Below are 25,359 nucleotides of genomic sequence, written 5' to 3'. Positions count from 1 at the left end.
CCGCCCGCCCCCGAGGACATAAGTGCAGGTCAGGAGCACTTCTTTCCGTTCTTGGGGGGAGTGCCGTCCAGCAGGTACCTGTTGACCGCCGTGTCGATGCAGTCGCTGCCACGGCCGTACGCGGTGTGCCCGTCGCCCTCGTAGGTGAGAAGGACGCCGGAGGACAGCTGGGCCGCGAGGGCCTTCGCCCACTTGTACGGGGTGGCGGGGTCCCGGGTGGTGCCGACCACCACGATCGGGGCCGCCCCCTCGGCCACGGTGCGGTGCGGGGTTCCGGTGGGGTCGACTGGCCAGGCGTCGCAGTTCAGCGCGGCCCAGGCGAAGCCCCTGCCGAAGACGGGGGACGCCTTCTCGAAGGCCGGGACCGCTTTCTCCACCTCTTCGGGGCCCGAGAAGGCGGGCGCCAGGTCGAGGCAGTTGACGGCGGCGTTGGCGAACATCAGGTTGGCGTACTCACCGCTCGGCTCCCGCTCGTAGTAGCTGTCGGCGAGGGCGAGCAGGCCGGACCCGTCACCGCGCTTCGCACCGGCGACGGCCTCCCGCAGCTGGGGCCAGGCGGCCTCGTCGTACATCGCGGCGATCACCCCGGTCGTCGCCAGCGACTCGCTCAGCTTCCGGGTCTCACCGGTCGGCACCGGCTCGGCGTCCAGATCGGCGAAGAGCTTCTTCAGCGCGGTCGCCGCGTCCGCCGTGGACGTGGTGCCGAGCGGACAGTCCGACTGCTTCACACAGTCCGCTGCGAACGACTGGAAGGCCGTCTCGAAGCCCGCTGTCTGGTCCCGGTTGATCTCCACCGCGGGAAGCGACGGGTCCATCGCCCCGTCCAGGACCAGCCGGCCCACCCGGGCGGGGAACAGATCGGCGTAGGTCGCACCGAGGAAGGTGCCGTACGAGGCGCCGACGTAGTGCAGCTTCTCGTCACCGAGCAGCGCGCGCAGGATGTCCATGTCGCGGGCCGTCTCGACCGTCGAGACGTGCGGGAGGATCGTGCCGGAGCGCTTCTCGCAGCCCTCGGCGAACTTCTTGAACGCCTGGTTCAGCCGGTTGACCTCCCCCTGGTCGTCGGGGGTCTGGTCCACCTGCGTATAGGCGTCCATCTCCTTGCCGGTGAGGCATTCGACGGGCTCGCTGCGGGCCACTCCGCGCGGGTCGACGGCCACCATGTCGTACCGCGCGCGGACGGGGGCGGGATAGCCGATGGCCGCGTACCCCTGGAGGTATCCGACGGCGGAGCCGCCCGGGCCGCCCGGGTTCACCAGGAGCGATCCGATCCGCTTGCCCGGTCCGGTGGCCTTCTTGCGGGACACGGCGAGCCTGACGTCCCCGTCGTCCGGCTTCCCGTAGTCCAGCGGGGCCTTCATCGTGGCGCACTGGAAGCCCTCCACGCCGCAGTCCCGCCAGCGCAGCTTCTGCGCGTAGTACGGCTTGAGCTCCTTGGTCGCGGCCGAACCCGCCGCCGAGGCACTCGGCGCCGAACCGCCGCTGCTGCAACCGGAGACGAGCACGCCGGCAGTGCCGAGCGCGGTGGCGAACGTACGGAGCAGGCGCCTGGTGTCCATTCCAGGAGCGTAGCGGCAGGGTGACGACTCGATCGATTTCCAGCTCATACGGGTGAATTCGCTCATCCCGAAGCTGTCTTGACGAGCAGTCAGGCCACCTCGCGGACACCTCGCGCCCATACCGCGCCCGTCCTGCGCGGGCACCGGGCCGGCCTGCGGGACCGCCGGGTCAGCCGGGTCAGCCCGCCCGCAGCGCCACGGCCATCGCCTCGACGGCGAGAAGCGGGGCGACGTTACGGTCGAGGGCCCGGCGGCAGGCGATCACGGCCTCGATCCGCCGCAGGGTGCGCTCGGGCGTGGACGACTCGGCGATCCGGTCGAGCGCCTCCCGCACGTCCGTGTTCGCCAGGGCCGTTCGGGAACCCAGCTGAAGCGCCAGCACATCGCGGTAGAAGCCGGTGATGTCGCTGAGCGCGAGGTCCAGGCTGTCGCGCTGCGTACGCGTCCTGCGGCGCTTCTGCTTGTCCTCCAGCTCCTTCATCGCCCCCGCGGTGCCGCGAGGCATACGCCCTCCGGCGACACCGCCGAGCGCCGCCCTGAGGTCCTCGGTCTCCTTGACGTCGACCTCCTCCGCGACCTGCTTGGCGTCCTCCGTGGCCGTGTCGATCAGCTCCTGGGCCGCCTTGAGGCAGCCGCCGACGTCATGGACGCGCAGCGGGAGCTTCAGCACGGCCGCACGGCGGGCCCGCGCCCGCTCGTCCGTGGCCAGGCGCCGGGCCCGGCCGATGTGCCCCTGCGTGACGCGGGCGGCGGAAGCGGCCCGTTCGGGGTCGATGCCGTCCCGCCTGATCAGCACGTCCGCGACGGCGTCCACCGGCGGCGTACGCAGTGTCAGATGACGGCAGCGGGAGCGGATCGTGGGCAGCACGTCCTCGAGGGACGGCGCGCAGAGCAGCCACACGGTGCGGGGGGCGGGTTCCTCCACCGCCTTCAGCAGGACGTTCCCCGCGCCCTCCGTCAGGCGGTCGGCGTCCTCCATGACGATGACCTGCCAGCGGCCCACGGCCGGCGACAGCTGGGCACGGCGGACCAGCTCACGGGTCTCCTTCACGCCGATGGAGAGCAGATCCGTGCGGATCACCTCCACGTCCGCGTGCGTCCCGATCAGCGCGGTGTGGCAGCCGTCGCAGAATCCGCAGCCCGGCGCTCCCCCCAGTGCCCGGTCGGGGCTGGTGCACTGGAGCGCGGCGGCGAAGGCCCGGGCCGCCGTGGACCGGCCGGATCCGGGCGGGCCGGTGAACAGCCAGGCATGGGTCATCTTCGAGCCGGACGGCACCGCCCCGCCCCCGGACTGCGCGGTGACCAGTGCATCGGCGTCCCGGGCGGCGGCACCGAGCTGCTCCTGCACCCGGTCCTGTCCGACCAGGTCGTCCCATACGGTCATGGTCACCGCCCTTCCGATGGCATGTGGCGGGGAAAGCCGTCTTTCCCGTCGGCCTCCCATTGTGCGGGAAGGGTCCGACAGTCCCGGCGCTTCCGCCGCCCGGACCCCTCACGCACCAGAAAAAGGGCCGCCCGAGAGCCGCCCGAGCCCCCCGGAAAGCCGCCGGGCCCGCCGCAGCGCCGGTGACCGGCGGTACGACGGGCCCGGTTCCGGACCGTCAGCGACGTGGCGGACGGCCGCCGGAGCCGCGCTCGTCGTCGTCGTGCCCGCCGAGCAGTTCGTCGGCCAGCGACGGCAGATCGTCGAGCGGCGTCTCCTCGGCCCAGTCGGGCTTCGGCCGCTTCCGCTGGGCGGAACCGCCCTGCGCCGCCCGGCCCTCCCGCGCGTCGTCGGGGACCTGGGGAAGCTCGCGGGTGCGCTCGTTCTCGCTCTCGGCCGGCCGGGCGCGGGGCTCGTCACGGAAGACGCCCGGAGGCACCCGGTCCGACGGCCTCTCGCCCCGCACAGGCGGCAGGACAGCGGTCTCCTCCGCATCCCGCACGGACGGCAGGACCGTGGTCTCGTCCGCGTCGCGCGACGGACCGTCGGGCCGTGCCACCGGCACCGGCTGGGTGATCTCGTTCGGGTTCACGACCGGGGTCGGCACCGTGAGCTCGTTGTCCGGTACGGAGGAACCCGGTCCGGACCGCCCCTCCTCGCGGGAACGCTTCGCGGCGGCGGCAGCGGCCTCCTCCGCCCGTGCGGCGGCCTCGTCCTCGGCACGGCGACGCGCCTCCTCGGAGCGGATGAGCGCTTCCTCGGCCCTGCGCTGCTTCTCCAGGCGAAGCTCCTCGGCCTCCTTGCGGAGCCGCGCCTCCTCCTGGGCCTGCAGGCGCAGCCGCTCCTGCTCGGCGTCGCGCACCCTCTCCTCCGCCTCGATCCGGGCCCGCTCCTCCTCCGCACGGCGACGGGCCTCCTCGGCGCGCTGCCGGGCCTCCTCCGCCTGGCGTTCGGCCTCGCGCTGCCGGGCCTCTTCCTCCTCGCGGCGCCTGCGCTCCTCCTCCTCGGCGCGGAGCCTGGCGAGCTGGGCCTCCCGCTCGCGCTCCAGCCGCTCCTCCTCGGCCTTGCGGGCCGCCTCTTCCTCGGCCTTGCGCCGGGCCTCCTCCTCGGCCGCCCTGCGCGCCTCCTCCTGCGCCCTGATCTCGGCCTCGGAGAGCGGCAGGAGCCGGTCGAGCCGGTGGCGCACGACCGTGGTGATCGCCTCCGGCTCCTGCCCGGCGTCCACCACCAGGTAGCGGGCCGGGTCGGCGGCGGCGAGGGTCAGGAATCCGGACCGCACCCGCTCGTGGAACTCGGCCGGCTCGGACTCCAGCCGGTCGGGGGCCTCGGTGAACCGTTCCCTCGCGGTCTGCGGGTCGACGTCCAGGAGCACCGTGAGATGCGGTACGAGTCCGCTCGTCGCCCAGCGCGAGATACGGGCGATCTCGGTCGGGGCGAGGTCCCGTCCGGCGCCCTGGTAGGCGACCGACGAGTCGATGTAGCGGTCGGAGATGACGATCGCGCCGCGCTCCAGCGCCGGGCGGACGACGGAGTCGACGTGCTCCGCGCGGTCGGCGGCGTACAGCAGGGCCTCGGCCCGGTTCGACAGTCCGGCCGACGACACGTCGAGCAGGATCGAGCGCAGGCGCTTGCCGATCGGGGTGGCTCCCGGCTCGCGCGTCACGACGACCTCGTGACCCTTGGCCCGGATCCAGTCGGCGAGCGCCTCCACCTGGGTGGACTTGCCGGCCCCGTCGCCCCCCTCGAGGACGAGGAAGAAGCCGTGGGCGGCGGGCGAGACGGCCGGGTCACCGCCGCGCAGCGCCTCGCGCAGGTCGCGGCGGAGCGGCACCCCGGCCCGGTCGTCGGTCTTGGCGAGGACGATCACCGCGACGGGCAGCAGCAGCGCGCCGATGAGCATGAGCGCGAACGCCGCTCCGCCGTGCGCGAAGACGAAGTCGCCCGATCCCAGACGGTGGCGCCCGATGGCGGCGGCCAGCAGCGGGCCTCCCACCGCGCCGAGCGCGACCAGCACCCGGACGACGGCCTGGAGGTGTTCGGTGTTCCTGGCCTGGCGGAAGGCCTCCGTCTCCTGGTCGATGACCGCGTGCCCGACGTGGGCGGCGACACCGGCGGCGTAACCGGCGGCGAGCGCGATCAGGATCCCGGTCGCCGTGTCCGGCACCAGGCCGAGGGCGAGGAGGGCCACGCCCGTGACCGCGGTGGCCAGCGCCAGCAGCCTGCGTCGCGACAGGGCGGGCAGCACCTTCCGCGCGCTGCGGATACCGAGCGCGGTACCACCGGTCAGGACCAGGATCAGCAGCGCGAAGGTGACGGGTCCGCCGTCGAGGTCCGCGGCGTGCAGGACGGACACGGACGCGGCGGCCGAGATGGCCCCGGCGACCGCGGCGGACGCGGCGACGACCAGCGGGATGCTGCCGGTGCGTCCCTTGTCCGAACCCGATTCGGCGGCAGGACGGCGCAGACCCTCCAGCGGGGACCGGGGCCGGGGCGTCTGCGTGCCCGGGAAGTGCAGGAAGTACAGGGTCGAGATCGAGGCGGAGAACAGCCCCGCCGCGACGTACGAACCGAGGGCCGCCTGGTGGAAGGAGAACCAGTCCAGGCCGGTCCCCAGCAGTTCACCGATCAGCGAGGCGACGACGAGGACCGCCGCGGCCGCCGGGACGGCGAGGAAATTCGTGCGCAGGGACAGCCTGCGCAGCGCGTCGAGGTGGTCGGGCAGCGGCCGCACGGCGGCGCCCTCCGGCGGCGGGGCCGGAAGCAGCGCGGGGGCCGCGCTCTCCTTGGCCACCGCCCACAGCCGCTCACCCGCACCGGTCAGGAACACGGTGATGAGGATCATCAGGAGTGCCTTGTCCGGCATCCAGTCGATCCAGAGGGGCGCAACGACCAGGAGGGCGAGCCGGAACGCGTCCGCCCCGATCATCAGCCAGCGGCGGTCGACGGGACCGCCGGGCGAGGTCAGTGCCGTCAGCGGCCCCAGGAGTACGGCTCCGAAGAGCACGGTGGAAACAATCCGGGCGCCGAACACAGCGGCGACGGCGAAGGCCGCCCCGCGGTATCCGGCCCCGAAGGAGCCCTCGACCACCGCCGCCTGCAGCGACAGCACAACGAGCACGAGAAGGGCGAGTGAATCGCCGATACTGCCGACGGCCTGGGCGCTCCACAACCGCCTGAGCGGGGGAACGCGCAACAGGGCTCGTACGGCGCGCTCGCGTGAGTCTGCGGCAAGTGTGTCGGAGGTGGGGCTCACGACCGGTGGCTGCTCGGCTCGCGTCATCCGCCCAGCCTATCGGCAGCGGTGCGGTCGCCGGGGGCCCGGTCCGAACATATGCCCGCGAGTGTGCCGGTCACCGCACACACGAATGCCGGAGGGGCCGGTCGTCCCAGCCCCTCCGGCATTCGTGCACGGCCCGTGGCCGAAAGGTCAGCTCTCGTCCTGCGAGGCCGGAGCCGCCTTCTGCGCCGAGGCGGTCGCCCGCTTCGCGGGCGCCTTCTTGGCCGCGGTCGTCTTCTTCGCCGCCGTCGTCTTCGTGGCGGTCGTCTTCGTGGCGGTCGTCTTCTTGGCCGTGGTGGCCTTCTTGGCGGTCGCCTTCTTCGCCGGGGCCTTCTTCGCCGTCTTCTTCTTCGCGGGCCCCTTGGCCCGCTTCTCGGCCAGCAGCTCGTAGCCGCGCTCCGGCGTGATGTCCTCGACGCTGTCGTCGGTCCGCAGCGTCGCGTTCGTCTCGCCGTCCGTGACGTACGCGCCGAAGCGGCCGTCCTTCACGACGACCGGAGCACCGCTCACCGGGTCCGTGCCCAGCTCCTTCAGCGGCGGCTTGGCGGCGGCCCGCCCGCGCTGCTTCGGCTGGGCGTAGATCGCGAGGGCCTCGTCGAGGGTGATGTCGAAGAGCTGGTCCTCGGACGTCAGCGAGCGCGAGTCCGTGCCCTTCTTCAGGTACGGGCCGTAGCGGCCGTTCTGCGCGGTGATCTCGACGCCCTCGGCGTCCTCACCGACGACGCGGGGCAGCGACATCAGCTTGAGCGCGTCGGCCAGCGTCACCGTATCGAGCGACATCGTCTTGAAGAGCGAGGCGGTCCGCGGCTTCACCGCGTTCTTCCCGGTCTTCGGGGTGCCCTCGGGCAGCACCTCGGTGACGTACGGCCCGTAACGGCCGTCCTTCGCGATGATCTGGTTGCCGCTGACCGGGTCCGCGCCGAGCTCGAAGTCGCCGCTCGGCTTGGCCAGCAGCTCCTCCGCGAGCTCCACGGACAGCTCGTCGGGTGCCAGGTCCTCGGGCACGTCGGCGCGCTGGTGGCCCTCGGAGTCCTTCTCGCCGCGCTCGATGTACGGCCCGTAGCGGCCGACACGGAGCTTGATGTCGTTGCCGACGGGGAACGAGGAGATCTCGCGGGCGTCGATCGCGCCGAGATCCGTGACGAGTTCCTTCAGACCCCCGAGGTGGTCCCCGTCGCCGTTGCCCGCGTCGGACGCCGCCCCGGCACCGGCCGTGTCGTCACCGGCTCCGAAGTAGAAGCGCCGCAGCCACGGCACGGACTGGGCCTCGCCCCGCGCGATGCGGTCGAGGTCGTCCTCCATGCGCGCGGTGAAGTCGTAGTCCACGAGCCGGCCGAAGTGCTTCTCCAGCAGGTTGACCACGGCGAACGAGAGGAACGACGGCACCAGAGCCGTGCCCTTCTTGAAGACGTAGCCGCGGTCCAGGATGGTCCCGATGATCGAGGCGTAGGTCGACGGGCGGCCGATCTCGCGCTCTTCGAGCTCCTTGACCAGCGAGGCTTCGGTGTACCGGGCCGGCGGCTTGGTGGCGTGCCCGTCGACCGAGACCTCGTCCGCCGTCAGGGCGTCGCCCTCGGCGACCTGCGGCAGACGGCGCTCACGGTCGTCCAGCTCGGCGTTCGGGTCGTCCGCGCCTTCGACGTACGCCTTCATGAAGCCGTGGAAGGTGATCGTCTTGCCGGACGCGGAGAACTCGGCCTCACGGCCGTCGCTCGCCCGGCCCGCGATCTTGACGGTGACGGAGTTGCCGACCGCGTCCTTCATCTGGGAGGCGACGGTCCGCTTCCAGATCAGCTCGTAGAGCCGGAACTGGTCTCCGGTGAGACCCGTCTCGGCCGGCGTGCGGAAGCGGTCGCCCGAGGGACGGATCGCCTCGTGCGCCTCCTGCGCGTTCTTGACCTTGCCCGCGTAGGTGCGCGGCTTGTCCGGGAGGTAGTTCGCCCCGTACAGCTGCGTGACCTGCGCCCGGGCCGCGGAGATCGCGGTGTCCGAGAGGGTCGTGGAGTCCGTACGCATGTAGGTGATGAAGCCGTTCTCGTACAGCTTCTGCGCCACCTGCATCGTGGCCTTGGCCCCGAAGCCCAGCTTCCGGCTCGCCTCCTGCTGGAGGGTCGTGGTGCGGAAGGGCGCGTACGGCGAGCGGCGGTACGGCTTCGACTCGACCGAGCGGACCGCGAACGAGCTGTCGGCGAGCGCCGCGGCCAGGGCGCGGGCGTTCGCCTCGTCCAGGTGCAGCGTCTGGGCGGAGCCCTGCTTGAGCTGCCCGTCGGCGCCGAAGTCGCGGCCCTGGGCGATACGGCGCCCGTCGACCGCGCTGAGGCGGGCGACGAGTGTCGAGGGGTCGGACGCGTCACCGGTGCGGCCGGTGGCGAAGGTGCCTGTCAGGTCCCAGTACTCGGCGGAGCGGAAGGCGATGCGCTCGCGCTCCCGCTCGACGACGAGACGGGTGGCGACGGACTGGACGCGGCCCGCCGACAGCTTCGGCATGACCTTCTTCCACAGGACCGGCGAGACCTCGTAGCCGTAGAGGCGGTCGAGGATTCGGCGGGTCTCCTGGGCGTCGACCATCCGCTGGTTGAGCTCGCGGGGATTGGCGACGGCCGCCCGGATCGCGTCCTTGGTGATCTCGTGGAAGACCATCCGGTGGACCGGGACCTTGGGCCTGAGGACTTCCTGCAGGTGCCACGCGATGGCTTCGCCCTCGCGGTCCTCATCGGTGGCGAGGAAAAGTTCGTCGGACTCGGCGAGGAGCTGCTTGAGCTTCCTGACCTGGGCCTTCTTGTCGGCATTGACGACGTAGATCGGCTGGAAGTCGTTTTCGACGTCCACGCCGAGGCGGCGGACCTCACCGGTGTACTCGTCCGGCACCTCTGCGGCGCCGTTCGGCAGGTCGCGGATGTGCCCGACGCTCGCCTCGACGACGTATCCGGGGCCGAGATAGCCCTTGATCGTCTTCGCCTTGGCAGGCGACTCGACAATGACGAGTCGGCGGCCTGCGGTCTCGCTGGTCGGGGACAACTTCGCTCTTCTCTCCGGTCGGCACTCGTGGGCATCCGGGCAGCGCTCTGCGCTGCCGGCGGTGCTGTCGCTGCGGAGTGTGACGGTACAACCCGCCCCCGTGTCAAACGGCAAAAGCCCGCAACGGCCACTCGAACGGTAACCCGACTTCCGCCATTCCTGCCGCCCGGACCGCCCGGTCCGCTCATCGCGGTGCCGTCGCCCGGGGCTTTCGGGCCACGGCCGGGAAGAGCGCCCGGCGGATGTCCGGCGGTGGGCCGGACCGGTCGGCGAAGTGGATCAGATGCGGGTGAAGCACCACACGCCGAGGACGAGGAAGAGTACGCCGAAGAGCGTGGCGAGTGCGGTGGAGGCGACGGGGCTCACACCGAGCGCCACCGGCGCGCGCTGGATGGTGCGCGCCCCCGTCCAGACGAGGAGGGCGGTGCCGAACAGGGCGAAGGCCGTACCGGCGAAGAACGCTGCGGTGCTCTCCATGTCCGTACCCCTCACGTTCGTCCCTCGGCTGCCGGCGCACGGACGAGTCTCACGGGCGCCCCGGCAGAGGGGACGCTGCCACCCCGGGGCGTCACCGGCACGAACCACGCATGAACGGCGTGCAGCGCACCGGGGAACCGTCTGAACGGGATCCCGGAGCGCCGAGCGTGCCGGCCGCACGGGCGGACCTGCGGGGCGGTGCGGGCCGGCAGGCCTACCGACCCGCCGACCGGGCGTGCGGCATGCCGCGCGTACGTACGGGCGTCGAGATGTACGGGCATCCGGCCTACCGGCATGCGGGGCGGGCGTGCGGGGCGGGGCGGGGCGGGGCGGGGCAGGGCGTGCGGAAGCGGAACCCGGCGGATACCCCCGGCAAGCAGGAGCGACGGCATCCGGATCAGCGCAGCGGAACCCGGCGGTCACCCCCGGCAAACAGGGTGCCGGCGTCCGGGTCAGCGCAGCGGAGCGCCGTCATGGACAGGTTCGAGGAAGCCCTCCTCGACCAGGAGCCGGATCGCCTGCGGCGTGCGGTCACGCAGCAGGACCGGGTCCTCGGCCATCAACTGGGCGATGGCGTCGAGGATCCGGCCGGCGGGCAGAGAGCCGTCGCAGACCCCGGCGAATCCGGCACCCACCGCATCGACCTTGGTCGCCCGCCGCATCCCGCGGTTCTGACGCAGCACCACATGCTCCGGGTCCTCGGCTCCCGGCATCCCGACCTGCTCCTGGACGACTTCCTCGGACAGCGTGAAGTGCGCGGCGAGCAGCGCCGCGTCGTCGTGCTCACGGAGATAGTCCTGCCGCGCGAAATGCGCCTCGACGGCCGGCCCGAGGGGCTGCTCCACCGCGTGCGGCCACTCCTCGACCACGACGGAAGGATGTCCGGCGGCCGCCGACGCGGATTTGCGGAGCGTGATCCAGCCGAAGCCCACGGCCTTGGTGCCACGCGCCTCGAACTCGTCCAGCCAGGACTCGTAACGCTGGGCGTACACGGCGGGGTCGGTGCGGTGATCGCCGCTGTCGCGCAGCCACAGTTCGGCGTACTGCGTGACGTCCTGGACATCACGCTGCACGATCCAGGCATCGCAGCCCGCCGGTACCCAGGAACGGACCCGGTCCTGCCACTCCTCGCCGTCCACGTGCTGCCAGTTGGCGAGGAACTGCGCGTAACCGTCCTCGTTCAGCCGGTCCCCGGCCTGCCGCACGAGCGTGCTGCACAGGTCGTCACCGCCCATGCCCCCGTCGCGGTACGTCAGCCGGGCTCCGGGCGAGATGACGAACGGAGGATTGGACACGATCAGGTCGTACGTCTGCGTGCCCACCGGCTCGAAGAGGGAGCCCTCCAGCAACTCGGCCGGGGCCGCACCGGACAGGGCGAGCGTGAGACGGGTGAAGTCCAGCGCGCGCGGGTTGACGTCCGTGGCGGTGACCCGGATGGCGTGCTGGGCGGCGTGCAGCGCCTGGATGCCGGAGCCCGTGCCGAGGTCGAGGGCGGAGGCCACGGGCCTGCGGACGGTGATGCCGGCGAGCGTGGTGGACGCACCACCGACGCCCAGGACGACGCCTTCCTCACGCGAGCCGATGCCCCCGGCCCCACCGACCGCGCAGCCCAGGTCGGAGACGATGAACCAGTCCTGGGCCTCGGGGCCGCCGTAGGGGCGTACGTCGACCGTCGCCCTGACCTGGTCGCCCTCGCGGACCACCCAGCCGTCCTCGACGCACTCCTCCAGGGGCAGGGCGGCGGCTGCCGCGGCGGCCGGGACGGAATGCTGCAGGAGGAACAGCCGCACCAGCGTGTCGAGCGGCGAGTCGTCACGGGTCGCCCGGAGCGCGGGGACGGTCTCACTGCGCGCCAGCGCGGCGTACGCGGGCGCACCGAGCTGTTCGAGGAGGCCGTCGGCGGTGAACGAGGCGGCGATCAGGGCTTCGCGGAGCCGGGGAGCGCGGTCGGATGCGGGGAGGCTGGTCTTACTCACCCGCCCATTGTGTCCGCTCCCGCCGACAACGGCAGCGGCCCGGTGGCCATGAATGGCCACCGGGACGTCGCGCGGGCTTCCTCCGAGTCAGGCGGGGAGCGGGTCAGGCGCGGGGCGGGGCGGCCGTTTCTGCCGTCGAATGCCACGGCGGACCGGAACCGCCGCAGGTCACAGCGGCCCGCAACTGGTCGCAGCAGGTCGCCGGTGCCGACCGCCGACCGCCGACCGCCGACCGCCGACCGCCGACGAGACGGTCTACTGCCCTCGTGGTCAGCCCTCCGCGGTCAGCCCCTCGCGATCAGGCCTTCTTGGTGGCCGAGGCCGAGGCCGAAGGCGACGCGGGCTTCGTCGCGGGAGCGGACGGCGCCGAGGCGGGCGGGGCGGAGGCCGTCGGCTTCTGGCAGCCCTTCTGCTTCGCCATCGCGGAACCGACCTCGCCGGACTGCAGCTTCCTCAACGCCTGGTCACCGTTGGTGCTGATCTTGTTCAGCTCGTCGGCGATGCCCTTGAGACCGTCGGCGAACTTCGCCTGGTCCTTCGTGTCGAGCGCGTCGACCTTCGTCTTCAGGTTCGCGTAGGCCACGGAGGAGGCGTTGAGCTCCTTCACGGCCTCCTTCTGCGTGGTCTCGCCACCGTCCACGGGCGGTGCGCCCGCCGACTCAACCGCTGAACCGAGCGCCTTGTACGCCTGCGAGATCTGCTGGAAGGCGGCCGAGTCCGTCTTCTGGACGTCGACGGGCTTGCTGTTGTCGGCCGTCTGCTGCTGGATCGCCGCATTGGCGTTGGCGATCTTCTGGAGCTGCGGCTGAACCTGGTCGCAGACCTTCTTCGCCCAGTCATTCACCTTGTTGTCGCTGTCGTCGCTGCAACCCGACAGTGCCAGCACGAGTACCGCACTGCCGGACAGTGCGACTGCAAGCTTCTTGTTCACCGGTATGGATCCCTTCCAAGGCTCTCGGCCCCGGAACTTACACGCCAAGTGGGCAACATTCAGGCGCCGGGCATCCGATATGTATTCTTTTGAAGCCATTTGCACCAAGGGAAATGAGGGAGATACAACTCACCCACCGAGTCGGACATGCGCCTGTATCCACTCCGGGCCGACAACACACGTCGCATACGGCGACGGCGGACGACACGTCAGTTCGCATCGCCCGCCGCACCACTGAACTGGCGTCACTCAGGAATGCCTCCCGCCGCGACGCCCGATTCTCATGAAACGGCAGCGGGATCGGTGGATTTGGCCGGTCCCTCCCCACCGCCACCCCCGCCGTCTCCACCGGGTGCGTCGTCGTCTCCCACAGTGATGCCCCGCCGCTTGGAGACGTAGACCGCGCCGACGATCACGGCGAGCGCGATGACGGCCACGAGCGCCCGGATCCACGGGCTCGCGTCGTCGCCGTAACTGAACTGCACCACCGCCGGGGCGATGAGCAGTGCGACGAGGTTCATCACCTTGAGAAGCGGGTTGATGGCCGGGCCCGCCGTGTCCTTGAAAGGGTCGCCGACCGTGTCCCCGATGACCGTCGCCGCGTGGGCCTCGCTGCCCTTGCCGCCGTGGTGGCCGTCCTCCACGAGCTTCTTCGCGTTGTCCCAGGCGCCACCGGAGTTGGCGAGGAAGACCGCCATGAGCGTGCCCGTGGCGATCGCCCCCGCGAGGTACGACCCGAGAGCGCCCACGCCCAGGGTGAACCCCACCGCGATGGGGGCCAGGACGGCGAGGAGACCGGGCGTGGCCAGTTCACGGAGCGCGTCCTTGGTGCAGATGTCGACCACCCGGCCGTACTCCGGCTTCTCCGTGAAGTTCATGATTCCCGGGTGTTCACGGAACTGCCGCCGCACCTCGTAGACCACCGCTCCCGCCGAACGGGAGACCGCGTTGATCGCCAACCCGGAGAAGAGGAAGACGACCGCCGCCCCGAGGATCAGGCCCACCAGGTTGTTCGGCTGCGAGATGTCCAGACTCAGCCCCAGCTCACCGGCCCCTGCGCCCGCGTCGTCGACCGCTGTCGCGATGGCGTCCCGGTAGGAACCGAAGAGCGCCGCCGCTGCCAGGACGGCCGTGGCGATGGCGATGCCCTTGGTGATCGCCTTGGTCGTGTTGCCCACCGCGTCGAGGTCGGTCAGGACCTGGGCACCCGCGCCCGTGACGTCTCCCGACATCTCGACGATGCCCTGGGCGTTGTCCGAGACCGGGCCGAAGGTGTCCATCGCGACGATGACGCCCACGGTGGTGAGCAGACCCGTGCCGGCCAGGGCCACCGCGAAGAGCGCCAGCATGATCGACGTGCCTCCGAGCAGGAACGCCCCGTACACCCCGAGTCCGATCAGGAGCGCCGTGTAGACGGCGGACTCCAGGCCGATGGAGATGCCGGCCAGGACGACGGTCGCCGGGCCGGTCAGCGAGGATTTCCCGATGTCCCGGACAGGGCGCCGGCTGGTCTCGGTGAAGTAGCCGGTCAGCTGCTGGATCAGGGCGGCGAGCACGATCCCGATGGCCACCGCGACGAGGGCGAAGACACGCGGGTCACCGCCGTGCGAGGTGATGTCGGTGTCGGTCACCCCGTCGAGGCCCGCGTACGAGGACGGCAGGTAGACGAAGACCGCCACGGCCACCAGGGCCAGGGAGATCACGGCGGAGACGAAGAACCCGCGGTTGATGGCGCTCATCCCACTGCGGTCCGCCCGCCTGGGGGCCACGGCGAAGATCCCGACCATCGCGGTGATCACACCGATCGCCGGAACGATCAGCGGAAAGGCGAGCCCCGCGTCCCCAAAGGCCGCCTTGCCCAGGATGAGCGCGGCGACGAGCGTGACCGCGTACGACTCGAACAGATCGGCCGCCATACCCGCGCAGTCCCCGACGTTGTCGCCCACGTTGTCGGCGATGGTGGCGGCGTTGCGCGGATCGTCCTCGGGGATGCCCTGCTCCACCTTGCCCACGAGGTCGGCGCCGACGTCGGCGGCCTTGGTGAAGATCCCGCCCCCGACCCTCATGAACATCGCGATCAGCGCGGCACCGAGACCGAAGCCCTCCAGCACCTTGGGCGCGTCTGCGGCGTACACGAGGACCACGCATGACGCGCCGAGCAGGCCGAGACCCACCGTGATCATTCCGACCACACCGCCCGTACGGAAAGCGATCTTCATCGCCTTGTGCGAGACGGCGTTCAGATCTTTGTCCGGTTCGCCTTCGGCGGGAGTCGCCTCACGCGCGGCGGCTGCCACGCGCACATTGCTGCGGACGGCGAGCCGCATGCCGATGTAACCGGTGGCCGCCGAAAAGAGCGCACCCACCAGGAAGAACAGTGAGCGCCCCACACGCTGTGACCAGTTGTCGGCCGGAAGCAGCATGAGCAGGAAGAACACGACGATGGCGAAGACACCGACGGTTCGCAGTTGCCGGGCGAGATAGGCGTTGGCGCCCTCCTGGACGGCCGCCGCGATCTCTTTCATGCGCTCGGTGCCCTCACCGGCCGCCAGGACCTGGCGTACGAGCAGCTGGGCGACGACCAGCGCGGCGAGGGCCACCACCGCGATGACCACGACGATCAGCCGGTTGTCCTGGGTCAGCACCGCTGCTGCGAGTGAGGTGGGCCGGCCGGAAGGTACGGAAACGTGCGTCAGTTCTGCCATTGGGGTGTTGAAGAACTCCGCCATACGTCCTCCTTGACGCTCAGCGCTCAAGACGTGGACGGATTGTAGGGAGCTGAGGCTGATCAAAACAGTGGGTGGTCAATGAAATCGACTTTCGTCCACCCAATGACAAATGATCTCCTCCGGAAAAGAACCCGAATGCAGTAATGGGACTGGGGCGTGACGCCCCGGAATTTCCGGAGATCACCGATCAAGAAAGCAGAGAATTCCCCTGCTCAGAGGGGTTGGTTCAAGCGCAAGCATGACGTCCGAAAGCCGGGAGGTGTGGCGTCGCACGATCCGAGGTCACGTCACACGGTCCTCGACCACCATGCAGGGGCGGGCCGGACTCACGGAGCGGACGGACCAGGCAACCAGGCGCCTGCACAGGCGAGAGCGGCAGCACGATCCCGGTGGCCGCCAGCGCTACAGGCCTCGGGGGGGCGGGGCGCGGTGGCGCGGTGGGGCGGGGGCCTTCGCAAGGTGTGGCTGGGAGGCGGCCGAGGTCGGCCAGGCTTCGATCAGGAGGGGCGGGTGCAGGGGAATGCCGCCTCGGCTGCGCTTCCGGCGCGGGCGAAGAACGCACGCGCGAGGAAAGAGAGCGGGCAGACAACACCACCAGGTCAAGCCCCCTCGGCCGGTTCGAGACCGTTCAGCTGAAGAGGCCGTTCAGCTCAAGAGACCATTCGACTGGAGGGGCCGCTCGGCTGAAGGGGCCGCTCGGCTGAGAAGGCAGGGAAACTCGACTGAGAGAACAGTGGGCTCAGGGAAGAACCGGGGCGGGAGTGGTCGGCCAGGTCATGCGGATCACGCCGCCCTCCTCGCCCGAGAGCACTTCCATGTCGTCGACCAGCCCGCTGATGACGGCAAGGCCCATCTCGTCCTCGCTGTCGGCGTCAGCCTCCGCATCATCGGGGCCCCCACCCCTGGAGGCACCTGGGACCGTGGCCGCACCACCCGAGCTGGACAGTCCGTCGCCGACCTCGATGGAGAACGCTTTCTCCTCCTCGGTCAGGATGACCGTCACCGGGGCGGTGATGTCATGACTCCGATGGAGGCCGACAGCGCGGCTGCACGCCTCCCCGACGGCAAGTCTGACCTCGTCGAGCACCGCCTCGTCGACACCGGCCCTACGTGCCACGGCAGCCGCCACAAGGCGGGCCGTCCTGACGTGTTCGGGCTGAGCGCTGAAGCGGAGTTCAACGGTTGGCATGCCATCCCCCTCGAACGTACGGGCGTGCTTCTCAGGGGCCCGGGCCTGACGCCCGGTACCCCTGCTCTCATTCTCTCCGGGAACCGACGAAGCCGGCAGCCGACCACATGGTCGACCACCTGCTCATGGCGGCCCGAACGCTGCCGCCTGCCGGTCTGTCACCGCATGCCGACCGACCCGGTGGGGCCGGCCGACGCCGACCGTTCTAGTCGGTCGCCGCGACAGCCTCGTCGACCGTGGTGTGAATGGGAAACACCTTGGTCAGGCCTGTGATCCGGAAGATCTTGAGAATGCGCTCCTGGTTGCACACCAGACGCAGCGAGCCCTCATGGGCCCGGACACGCTTCAAGCCGCCCACGAGCACGCCGAGTCCGGTGGAGTCGAGAAAGTCGACGCCTTCCATGTCGACAACCAGGTGGTAGCTGCCGTCATTCACCAACTCGACCAACTGCTCGCGCAGCTTGGGCGCGGTATACACATCAATCTCGCCACCGACCTCGACGACCGTACGGTCGCCACCAGGGCCGGACACATTGCGAGTCGACAGGGACAGGTCCACGGATCCTCCAGCACCTTGCTATCGAGCGGTCGCCCCTCGGTCTCCCCGACGGAGGTCAGGGGACGGATCGCCAGCCGCGATGGCATTCAATCACTTACCAGCAGCCATGCACGACGCCTTGGGACCATTGTCCGTCATGCCAGTGACACACTCGATGCCGATGGCCAAGAATCACCGCCCCAGTCGACCACCCGAGAACGCGGGCTCGCGCCCCGCTCCGTCGGTGGTTCTCGACCGGCTCGCCGCAGGGGCGAGCCGGGCAACGCGCATCACTCATACGGAGCACTTGCCCCCACGTGCCGGAACCCATGCCATCTGGCCGGATCGCATCCGGCCGGAAGTGATCTCGGCGATCGGCCGGGCCGGAATCGACCATCCGTGGACGCATCAGGCCACCGCGGCCGAGCATGCCCTGGACGGCGAGTCCGTCGTGATCGCCACCGGGACCGCGTCCGGCAAGTCGCTCGCCTACCTCGCGCCGGTGCTGAGCGCCCTCGTAGACGGCTCCGAAGCCCCCAACGGCCGAGGCACGACCGCCCTGTACCTCGCCCCCACGAAAGCTCTCGCGGCCGATCAGCGCCGCGCCGTCAAGGCGCTCGCGGCTCCCCTCGGCGCGGCGGTCCGTCCTGCGGTCTACGACGGGGACACCCCGGTCGAGGAACGCGAGTGGGTTCGCCAGTACGCCAACTACGTCCTGACGAACCCCGACATGCTGCATCGGGGCATACTCCCGTCACACCCTCGCTGGGCCTCCTTCCTGCGCGCCCTCCGCTTCGTCGTCATCGACGAGTGCCACACCTACCGGGGCGTATTCGGGTCCCACGTCGCCCAGGTGCTGCGCCGCCTCCGCCGGCTCTGCGCCCGCTACGGCTCCGATCCGGTCTTCCTCCTCGCCTCCGCCACCGCGGCACAGCCCGCGGTGGCCGCGGGTCGCCTGACGGGCCTGCCCGTCAAGGAGGTCGCGGACGACGCCTCCCCCCGGGGGGAGATGGTCTTCGCCCTCTGGGAACCCCCGCTGACCGACCTGCACGGTGAGAAGGGCGCCCCCGTGCGCCGTACCGCCACAGCCGAGACCGCCGACCTCCTGACCGACCTGACCATCCAGGGCGTCCGCTCCGTCGCCTTCGTACGCTCACGGCGTGGCGCCGAGCTCATCTCCGTCATCGCCAAGGAGCGTCTGGCCGAGGTGGATCGTTCCCTGCCCGGGCGCGTCGCCGCCTACCGGGGCGGTTACCTGCCCGAGGAGCGTCGCGCTCTGGAGCGCGCTCTGCACTCGGGCGAGCTGCTCGGACTCGCCGCCACGACCGCCCTCGAACTCGGCATCGACGTCTCGGGCCTGGACGCGGTCGTGATCGCGGGCTACCCCGGTACGCGCGCCTCCCTCTGGCAGCAGGCCGGCCGAGCCGGAAGGTCCGGGCACGGGGCCCTCGCCGTCCTCGTCGCCCGGGACGACCCGCTGGACACGTTCCTCGTCCACCACCCTGAGGCACTGTTCCAGCAGCCCGTGGAATCGACGGTCCTCGACCCCGACAACCCGTACGTACTCGCGCCGCACCTGTGTGCCGCCGCCGCCGAGCTGCCGCTCACGGAAGCCGACATCGCGCTCTTCGGCCCCGCCGTGCCCGATCTGCTGCCCCAGCTGGAGGCCGCGAAGCTCCTGCGCAGGCGGACGACAGGCTGGCACTGGACCCGCCGCGAACGCGCCGCGGACCTCACCGACATCCGCGGCGGGGGCGGCCGTCCGGTCCAGATCGTCGAGGAAGGCACCGGGCGACTTCTGGGAACGGTGGACGAGTCAGCCGCGCACACAGCCGTTCACGAGGGAGCCGTCCACCTCCATCAGGGCCGGACGTACCTGGTCCGGAAGCTCGACCTGGAGGACGCGGTCGCTCTGGTGGAGGAGGCCGCCCCGCCGTACTCGACCAACGCGCGGGACACCACCGCCATCGCCGTCCTGGAGACCGATACCGAGGTCCCGTGGGGTGACGGCCGGCTGTGCTTCGGCTCGGTGGAGGTCACCAACCAGGTCGTCTCCTTCCTGCGTCGGCGGCTGATGACCGGCGAAGTCATGGGCGAGACCAAACTCGATCTGCCGCCCCGGACCCTGCGCACCCGCGCCGTGTGGTGGACGGTCACCGAGGACCAGCTCGATGCCGCCCGGATCAGCCCCGAAATCCTCGGAGGCGCCCTGCACGCGGCTGAGCACGCCTCCATCGGGATGTTGCCGCTCTTCGCCACCTGCGACCGCTGGGACATCGGCGGCGTCTCCGTCCCCCTGCACCCGGACACTCTCCTCCCCACGGTTTTCGTCTACGACGGCCATCCGGGTGGTGCGGGCTTCGCCGAGCGCGCGTTCCACACGGCCCGCACCTGGCTGACGGCGACGTTGCAGGCCATCGCGTCCTGCGAGTGCGAGGCGGGTTGCCCCTCCTGCATTCAGTCGCCCAAATGCGGCAACGGTAACGAGCCGCTGCACAAGCGCGGGGCCGTACGTCTCCTGAAAGAACTGCTCAGGACCGCACCGCCGGACCCCGAAGCGGCAGACCCCGGAGCAGCGGACCCGCAAGCGACACCGGGGGCGGACCCCGCGGCCTGATTGGGGAATCCATGGCGGGCCGACCGGGCGGAAGACGCGTACGTCGGCTGACGGGAGCAGAAGACCCGGAGCGAGGATTGCGGTGGGGTGAACCGGAACCGGCCCGGACCGGAATGTCGGCTGACACCGATGCCGACGAGCGTTCCGTAGGTGCCGCAGCCTCGGGAGGCCCTGCTCGCGACCTGGCTTCCGGCCTGTACGGGCCGAAACCCGCGCGGGCGGTCACGTCGGCGATCTCGCCCAGCACCGAGCATCGCACCAGCTCCGCTTCCTGAGCCACGGCGACCTCACGCGCCGCATCGCACGCCTCATCCGGACCGTGCAGCGCACGGTCGGCCGCCGCCAACGCGGCCAGATCCGCCGCGCCGCCGGCTCTGTGCCGGGCGGACACGGCCTGACCGAGAGCCAGTAGCACCGCGAACACCACACAGAGGCTCGTCGTCGTCATGGCCACCCAGACGGTCGCCAGCCCCTCATCGCCGGCTCTGAAGCCGCCGCATTTCCTCCCGGCACCTGTCCCATGGACCGTCGTCGGCCTCACATCTCCGTCCCTCCCGCGCCACTTCGCTCCACCCCTACCGTGTCCTCGGCCAGCGCGACCGCCTCCGCACTCAGCGTCAGGGCCAGCTGCCCAGGACCCGGTGTTGGCGCCTCCACCCGGACGCGCCACAGCTCCCCGGTCCGCCGCACATCCACCCGAGCCCTGTCCGGTGCCGACTCCTTCGCCACCGACCGGACAGCCGCCTCCGGTTCGGATCTCGCCGCAGCCCTTGCACCCGCCCGAGCGGCATCCACACACCGGATCTGGTCCGACGCGGCAACCAGCGCCCAGACAAGCGCCATGACGAACGCCACCAACACGGGTAGCACCATCGCGGCCTCCGCTGTCACCGCCCCCCGGTCACCGAGCCGTTGCTTCGCTCTCGCCGCCGACCTGAACGTCCTGGAGACCTTCCATGCGTCAGAACTTCGCATCGAGCGCGTCCTTGATCAGTGACTGCAGCGCCGACAGCACTGCTCCGCTGGTCACCACCTTGTAGAGCACGGCCGCGAACGCGCAGGCCGCGATGGTCCCCACCGCGTACTCGGACGTCGTCATCCCTCGGTCGGACTCATCGGACCGGGCACGCCTGCCTACCGTGATCTCCCATGCGCGACGGCCCGCACTCAGCGCCCACGCGAAGGTGTTCCTACTCATCTCGTCCCCCATGGTGATGTTGCTTTTCGCTGACGTTGTTGCGCTTCGTTCTTCGTTCTTCGCTCTTCTTGGCCCTGAACAGCTCAACGCGTTGGCTCAGTTGCGGTGCAGCAGGCCCGTAGCGAGCCCGATGATCACGGGCGCAACGCCGACCGCCAGAAAGGCGGGCAGGAAACAGAGGCCAACGGGAGCGGTGATCAGAACACCCGCCCGCTGGGCACGTGCCACGGCCGCACTTGCCCGCTCCGCGCGCATCTCGTCGGCAAGTCGGGCTACTGGCTCCGCAGCGGGTGCCCCTGTCGCGCCGGCCCGCTCCAGACAACGCGCCAAGGGTGCGGCGCCCGGTATCTCGCCCAACCGACCCCACGCCTCGACCGGGTCGCCACCGAGCCTGATCTCGGCCGCCGTTCGGACCAACCGGTCGCCGAAAGGACCCCCCATGGATTCCCCCACCGCTTCCGCCGCGTGTCGGGGCCCGGCTCCAGCGGAGATGCAGGACGCCAGAAGGTCTGCAGCAAGGGGCAGCTGTCGAGCGATCCGAGCCGATTCGACGCGCTCATCCCTGGCGTCGCGGCGCCTCGATGGACGCTGCCATCGCCAGAGGCCGTACGCCGCCACCACGCCGATCACGCAGCCCGTCGCGCCACCGGCCAGAGCCCACCCGGTCGCCCAGGCCGCAAGCGGTGCGACCCAGCGTCGGGCCGGATCCCATCCTGCGCTCCGCAGATTCAGCCGACCTCGCACCTTCCGCGGCGATGCGGACGCGGTCAGGATCGCCCCTCGCCCGCGTATCACCCGGGCGTGCCGGTCCTCAACCAACGTAAGGGCCAGATAGGCAGCCGCCCCGAGCACTGCTCCTGCTTCGCCCGCCGCTCCGAGCGCCCCGCCGGCAGCGGGAAACCCGTTCACGTCGTTTCTCCCGCGGTCACGATCCGCGACGCCCAGAACAGCCCAGCGGTTTCGAGCAGGCCACCCGACACCAAGCAGAGCAAGCCCCCGGGCGTGTGCAAGAGGATGTGCAGCGGATCCGCGCCGAGCGCCGCGCCCAGTCCGAGACCGACCACCGGAAGCAGAGCCAGGACCATCACCGTCGACCATGCGCCCGCCAACTGAGCCCGCAGTTGCTCGCGTCGGCGCCGGTCGGCCCGCAGCGCGCTCTCCAGGCGTGCCAGGCCTGCGGCGAGGCCGGCTCCCCCGTCCACCGCTACTCGCCAGCAGGCTGCGACACCCGCAAGCCCGTCGAGACCGGGACCGGCCGACGCCCTTCGCAGCGCCCCCGGCACATCACCCCCGAACCGCGCAGCCGCCAGTACCGCGGACTCGGCAACGCCCAGCGCACCGGCGTTCCGCCCGGCAGCCAGCAGAGCCTGCCCGGGTTCCCGCCCTGCCCGTAGCTCGCCCACCACCGCTCCGCAGAGAGCCGTCACCGCGTCGGCGGCTCGCTCGCGTTCGCGCCGCCGGGCTCTGCGGCGCATCCAGCGCCGCACCAGAGGAATCGCCACGGCCCCTGCGACCAGGGGCAGCACCGAATCACCCGCGACAGCGAGGACGGCCGCCACAGGGGCGCACAGCCACTCGCGCCGCGGCTCGGTGAACCTGCGCACCACGGCACACGCCGTCTTCGCGTCCTGCCAGGCAACCCGCTTCCTGGAGAACAACGCCCTCGCCCGCTGTACGCCCGGGTCGCGGATCACGGCCAAGCCGCCCGCCACCCCCGCGCACACGGCCATCACCCACGCGAGTCCGCTCATGAGCGGGTCATCCCCCGCGGCGATCACGACTGCTCCCCGGTCAGCGCACCGAGACGCGTCCATCCGCGCTCCCGGATGAATCCGTCCGGGCCCCAACTCAGTGCGGGCACGGTGATCACAAGGCCGGCCCGGTCCCTTTCGAGTACATGGACCTCGGCCAGCCGACGCCTCCCCCTGCCGTCCCTGACGAGATGGAGCACGACGGAGAGCGCCGCCGCCAGTTGGCTGTGCAGGGCGGCCCGGTCAAGGCCAGCGGCCGTCCCGAGGGCCTCCAGACGCGCCGGAACGTGCTCAGCCGCGTTCGCGTGCACCGTGCCGCATCCGCCTTCGTGCCCGGTGTTCAGGGCCGCCAGCAACTCCGTGACCTCGGCGCCGCGCACCTCGCCCACCACGAGCCGGTCAGGGCGCATACGCAAGGCCTGCCGCACCAGATCCCTGAGCGTCACCTGGCCCGCTCCCTCCTGATTGGCGGGGCGTGACTCGAGACGCACCACATGCGGGTGGTCGGGACGCAATTCGGCGGAGTCCTCGGCGAGCACGATGCGTTCGTGCTCGCCGACCGCCCCCAACAGGCTCGACAACAACGTCGTCTTCCCGGCGCCGGTCCCACCGCTGATCAGATAGGACGCCCGGGCCTCCACCAGTGCCTTCAGCAGCCGGTCACCACCGGGCGGGACGGTTCCCGCCCTGACCAGTTCCGCCAAGGTGAAGGCCTTGGGCCGCACCACTCGCAGAGACAGACACGTGGAACCGACCGAAACCGGTGGCAGGACCGCGTGCATCCGCGTCCCGTCCGGCAACCGCGCGTCCACCCACGGTCGGGCGTCGTCCAGGCGGCGTCCGGCCACCGCGGCAAGCCGCTGAGCCAGCCTCCGAACCGCAGCCGCATCACGAAAGGTCACGCGGGTCAGTTCGAGCCCGACGCCGCGGTCCACCCACACCCTGTCCGGCGCGGACACCAGCACATCGGTCACCGACGGGTCTGCCAGGAGCCGCTCAAGGACCCCCGTACCGACGAGCTCACCGCGCAACTCCTCAGCTGCCCCGAGTACTTCAGTGTCCCCGAGGAGCCGGCCTTGTTCCCGAAGTGCGGCAGCGACCCCGGCCGGAGTGGGCTCCGCCCCGCTGCGCGCCAACCGCTGACGAACCGCGTCGAGAAGCGCCTCCGTCATGTTGTGCCGCCCTGGTAGTGCCCTGCCGGGATGCCCTCAGAGGCGCCCGCCGCCTCCCAGAAGGCCGCACAGAAGCGGGCCAGAGCTCCACGGGCGTCGCCGCCTGGGGGCATGCCGCTGTCCTGGGCCGCGAGCAGCGCTGCCTCCACCGGCATGTCGCCCACGAGCGGCAGTCCCAGCGCCTGCGCCACCCAGCGTTCGTCCAGCCCGGCACCGTACGGACCGCGGGCGACGACTCGCAGGTCCTCCAGGACCATTCCGACCGCCGATGCCACGCGCTGGGCCGCTGCCACCGCTCTCAGCTCCCCGGGAACCACCAGGAGGCCGACATCCAGTTGCGCGACGGCTTCCGCCACACTTTCATCCACCCGCCGCGGAAGGTCCACCACCACCGTTCCGCCGAGCCGGCGTGCGGCGGCCAGGACCGATCGCATGGCCTGCGGTGGAATGGCCACCTCGCTGTCCCGGTCCCAGCTGAGCACACGCAGGCCGTGCAGCGCGGGCAGTGAATCCTCCAGCGCGCCACCACCGACGCGCCCTTTCGAACGCGCGAAATCCGGCCACCGCAAGCCCTTGGATTCCTCTCCCCCCAGCAGCACATCGATACCACCGCCCAGCGGATCTCCGTCGATCAACATGGTCCGGCGGCCGGACCTGGCCGCCGTGACGGCCAGCGCGCAGGCCAGAGTCGACGCGCCGGAACCGCCCCGGCCCCCCATCACGCCTACGGTCAGTGCCGCCCGCCCCACGCCCTCCACCGCATTGGCGATCTGGTCGACCAGCCAGCCCTCGGAATCCGGAAGCCGCAGTACGTACTCGGCCCCGATCTCCACGGCTCGCCGCCACACCTCGGGGTCGTCCTGATCCCGTCCGACGAGCATGACGTCCCGCCTGCGGGTCATGCCCCTGCATCGCGCCACCGCGTCATCTCCGACCAGGACCATCGGGGCGCGCTCCCACTCGCCCTTCTCGCCCGGTGGGCCGTGATGCACCTCGGGCACCGCTCCGGCAGCAGCACACAGCCGGAGCAGGTCGTCCAGGAGATCGACGTCCCCCGTCACGATCATGGGTCCACCCGCCGCCCCTTCGACGCTCGACAACGCCACGTCCGCGATAGATCCAGCCACGATCTCCGCCCCCTTCTCCGGTCCCTACAGCGCGGAATCGCGGCGGCTCGGTAGCTTCCGAGATGCGCGATTCCTTCCACCCGCGGTCTTCACGGGTGGAAACAACATGCAGCGCATCGGAAAAAGATGTGGATCTTGCTCAGAAACTGTGGACACCCGCAGCATTGTGAATAACTCGGTAGCTCGTACAGGGGACTTTCGGAGCGCAGCTCTTCCACTACGTTGCGTAGTCGCGCATCATCGATGTAGCCCCTGCCATGAGCGGCCGCAAGACACGCGGCAACGGGGAAGGAGTCCGGATCGAGAGGCCGGAAACGCGTCCGGACATGCGACGACCCCCGCCGGGGGGGAGAGCGGGGGTCGTCCCCACGGCCGAC

18 protein-coding genes are annotated in these 25,359 nt (G+C 70.9%); 1 reads left to right on the top strand and 17 read right to left on the bottom strand.

All coding sequences use genetic code 11. The annotated features are described in order from the left end of the window. Nucleotides 1-29: 29 nt before the first annotated feature. From ACFYY2_RS27660 to ACFYY2_RS27615, 10 genes are all read right to left on the bottom strand, one after another. Nucleotides 30-1,559 carry an alpha/beta hydrolase gene (locus ACFYY2_RS27660; protein WP_388747904.1) on the bottom strand — a complete coding sequence of 510 codons (1,530 nt, stop codon included), beginning with the start codon at nt 1,557-1,559 and terminating at the stop codon, nt 30-32. A 178-nt stretch (nt 1,560-1,737) separates the two neighbouring features. After that, the gene (locus ACFYY2_RS27655) at nt 1,738-2,943 is read right to left on the bottom strand and encodes a DNA polymerase III subunit delta' (protein ID WP_388747902.1); all 1,206 of its coding nucleotides are present in this window, start codon (nt 2,941-2,943) and stop codon (nt 1,738-1,740) included. Between the two features lie 217 nt (nt 2,944-3,160). Then, entirely contained in the window at nt 3,161-6,262 is a 3,102-nt protein-coding gene (tmk, locus tag ACFYY2_RS27650; protein WP_388747900.1) for a dTMP kinase, read from the bottom strand. A gap of 147 nt (nt 6,263-6,409) precedes the next feature. Continuing rightward, nucleotides 6,410-9,277 carry a type I DNA topoisomerase gene (topA, locus tag ACFYY2_RS27645; protein ID WP_388747898.1) on the bottom strand — a complete coding sequence of 956 codons (2,868 nt, stop codon included), beginning with the start codon at nt 9,275-9,277 and terminating at the stop codon, nt 6,410-6,412. 279 nt (nt 9,278-9,556) lie between these two features. Beyond that, nucleotides 9,557-9,754 carry a hypothetical protein gene (locus ACFYY2_RS27640; RefSeq protein WP_388747896.1) on the bottom strand — a complete coding sequence of 66 codons (198 nt, stop codon included), beginning with the start codon at nt 9,752-9,754 and terminating at the stop codon, nt 9,557-9,559. Between the two features lie 452 nt (nt 9,755-10,206). Beyond that, entirely contained in the window at nt 10,207-11,730 is a 1,524-nt protein-coding gene (locus ACFYY2_RS27635; protein ID WP_388747894.1) for a methyltransferase, read from the bottom strand. Nucleotides 11,731-12,028: 298 nt separating this feature from the next. After that, complete coding sequence (locus ACFYY2_RS27630) at nt 12,029-12,661, bottom strand: small secreted protein (RefSeq protein ID WP_388747892.1); 633 nt, start codon at nt 12,659-12,661, stop codon at nt 12,029-12,031. 281 nt (nt 12,662-12,942) lie between these two features. After that, entirely contained in the window at nt 12,943-15,390 is a 2,448-nt protein-coding gene (locus ACFYY2_RS27625) for a sodium-translocating pyrophosphatase (protein ID WP_388747890.1), read from the bottom strand. 739 nt (nt 15,391-16,129) lie between these two features. After that, complete coding sequence (locus tag ACFYY2_RS27620; protein WP_388747888.1) at nt 16,130-16,579, bottom strand: ATP-binding protein; 450 nt, start codon at nt 16,577-16,579, stop codon at nt 16,130-16,132. A 205-nt stretch (nt 16,580-16,784) separates the two neighbouring features. Continuing rightward, nucleotides 16,785-17,138, bottom strand: coding sequence for an STAS domain-containing protein (locus tag ACFYY2_RS27615; RefSeq protein ID WP_003967428.1), 354 nt, complete (start codon nt 17,136-17,138; stop codon nt 16,785-16,787). Between the two features lie 79 nt (nt 17,139-17,217). Between ACFYY2_RS27615 and ACFYY2_RS27610 the strand changes: the two genes are divergently transcribed. Then, entirely contained in the window at nt 17,218-19,734 is a 2,517-nt protein-coding gene (locus tag ACFYY2_RS27610; RefSeq protein ID WP_388747886.1) for a DEAD/DEAH box helicase, read from the top strand. Here the strand turns inward: ACFYY2_RS27610 and ACFYY2_RS27605 are convergent. The 7 genes from ACFYY2_RS27605 to ssd all read right to left on the bottom strand — a co-directional run bounded on the left by ACFYY2_RS27605 (nt 19,649) and on the right by ssd (nt 24,922). After that, a complete protein-coding gene (locus tag ACFYY2_RS27605) occupies nt 19,649-20,275 on the bottom strand; it encodes an Rv3654c family TadE-like protein (RefSeq protein WP_388747884.1) in 627 nt (208 codons plus the stop codon). The two genes, ACFYY2_RS27610 and ACFYY2_RS27605, sit on opposite strands and share 86 nt — an antisense overlap. After that, the gene (locus tag ACFYY2_RS27600; RefSeq protein WP_388747882.1) at nt 20,272-20,709 is read right to left on the bottom strand and encodes a TadE family type IV pilus minor pilin; all 438 of its coding nucleotides are present in this window, start codon (nt 20,707-20,709) and stop codon (nt 20,272-20,274) included. The genes ACFYY2_RS27605 and ACFYY2_RS27600 overlap by 4 nt, the downstream gene beginning before the upstream one ends. Further along, nucleotides 20,696-20,932: a DUF4244 domain-containing protein gene (locus tag ACFYY2_RS27595; protein ID WP_388747880.1), complete on the bottom strand. Its 237-nt coding sequence runs from the start codon at nt 20,930-20,932 to the stop codon at nt 20,696-20,698. The genes ACFYY2_RS27600 and ACFYY2_RS27595 overlap by 14 nt, the downstream gene beginning before the upstream one ends. 96 nt (nt 20,933-21,028) lie before the next feature. Continuing rightward, a complete protein-coding gene (locus tag ACFYY2_RS27590) occupies nt 21,029-21,841 on the bottom strand; it encodes a type II secretion system F family protein (protein ID WP_388747878.1) in 813 nt (270 codons plus the stop codon). Further along, nucleotides 21,838-22,683, bottom strand: coding sequence for a type II secretion system F family protein (locus ACFYY2_RS27585; protein WP_388747876.1), 846 nt, complete (start codon nt 22,681-22,683; stop codon nt 21,838-21,840). The genes ACFYY2_RS27590 and ACFYY2_RS27585 overlap by 4 nt, the downstream gene beginning before the upstream one ends. Nucleotides 22,684-22,706: 23 nt before the next feature. After that, nucleotides 22,707-23,855: a TadA family conjugal transfer-associated ATPase gene (locus ACFYY2_RS27580; protein ID WP_388747874.1), complete on the bottom strand. Its 1,149-nt coding sequence runs from the start codon at nt 23,853-23,855 to the stop codon at nt 22,707-22,709. Then, nucleotides 23,852-24,922: a septum site-determining protein Ssd gene (gene ssd / locus ACFYY2_RS27575; protein ID WP_388748060.1), complete on the bottom strand. Its 1,071-nt coding sequence runs from the start codon at nt 24,920-24,922 to the stop codon at nt 23,852-23,854. The genes ACFYY2_RS27580 and ssd overlap by 4 nt, the downstream gene beginning before the upstream one ends. Nucleotides 24,923-25,359 lie beyond the last annotated feature (437 nt).

Source organism: Streptomyces sp. NPDC001822 (assembly GCF_042892135.1).
GTDB lineage: Bacteria > Actinomycetota > Actinomycetes > Streptomycetales > Streptomycetaceae > Streptomyces.
The sequence above is the reverse complement of the archived record's forward strand: the minus strand, read 5'-3'. Positions and strand labels throughout refer to the sequence as shown.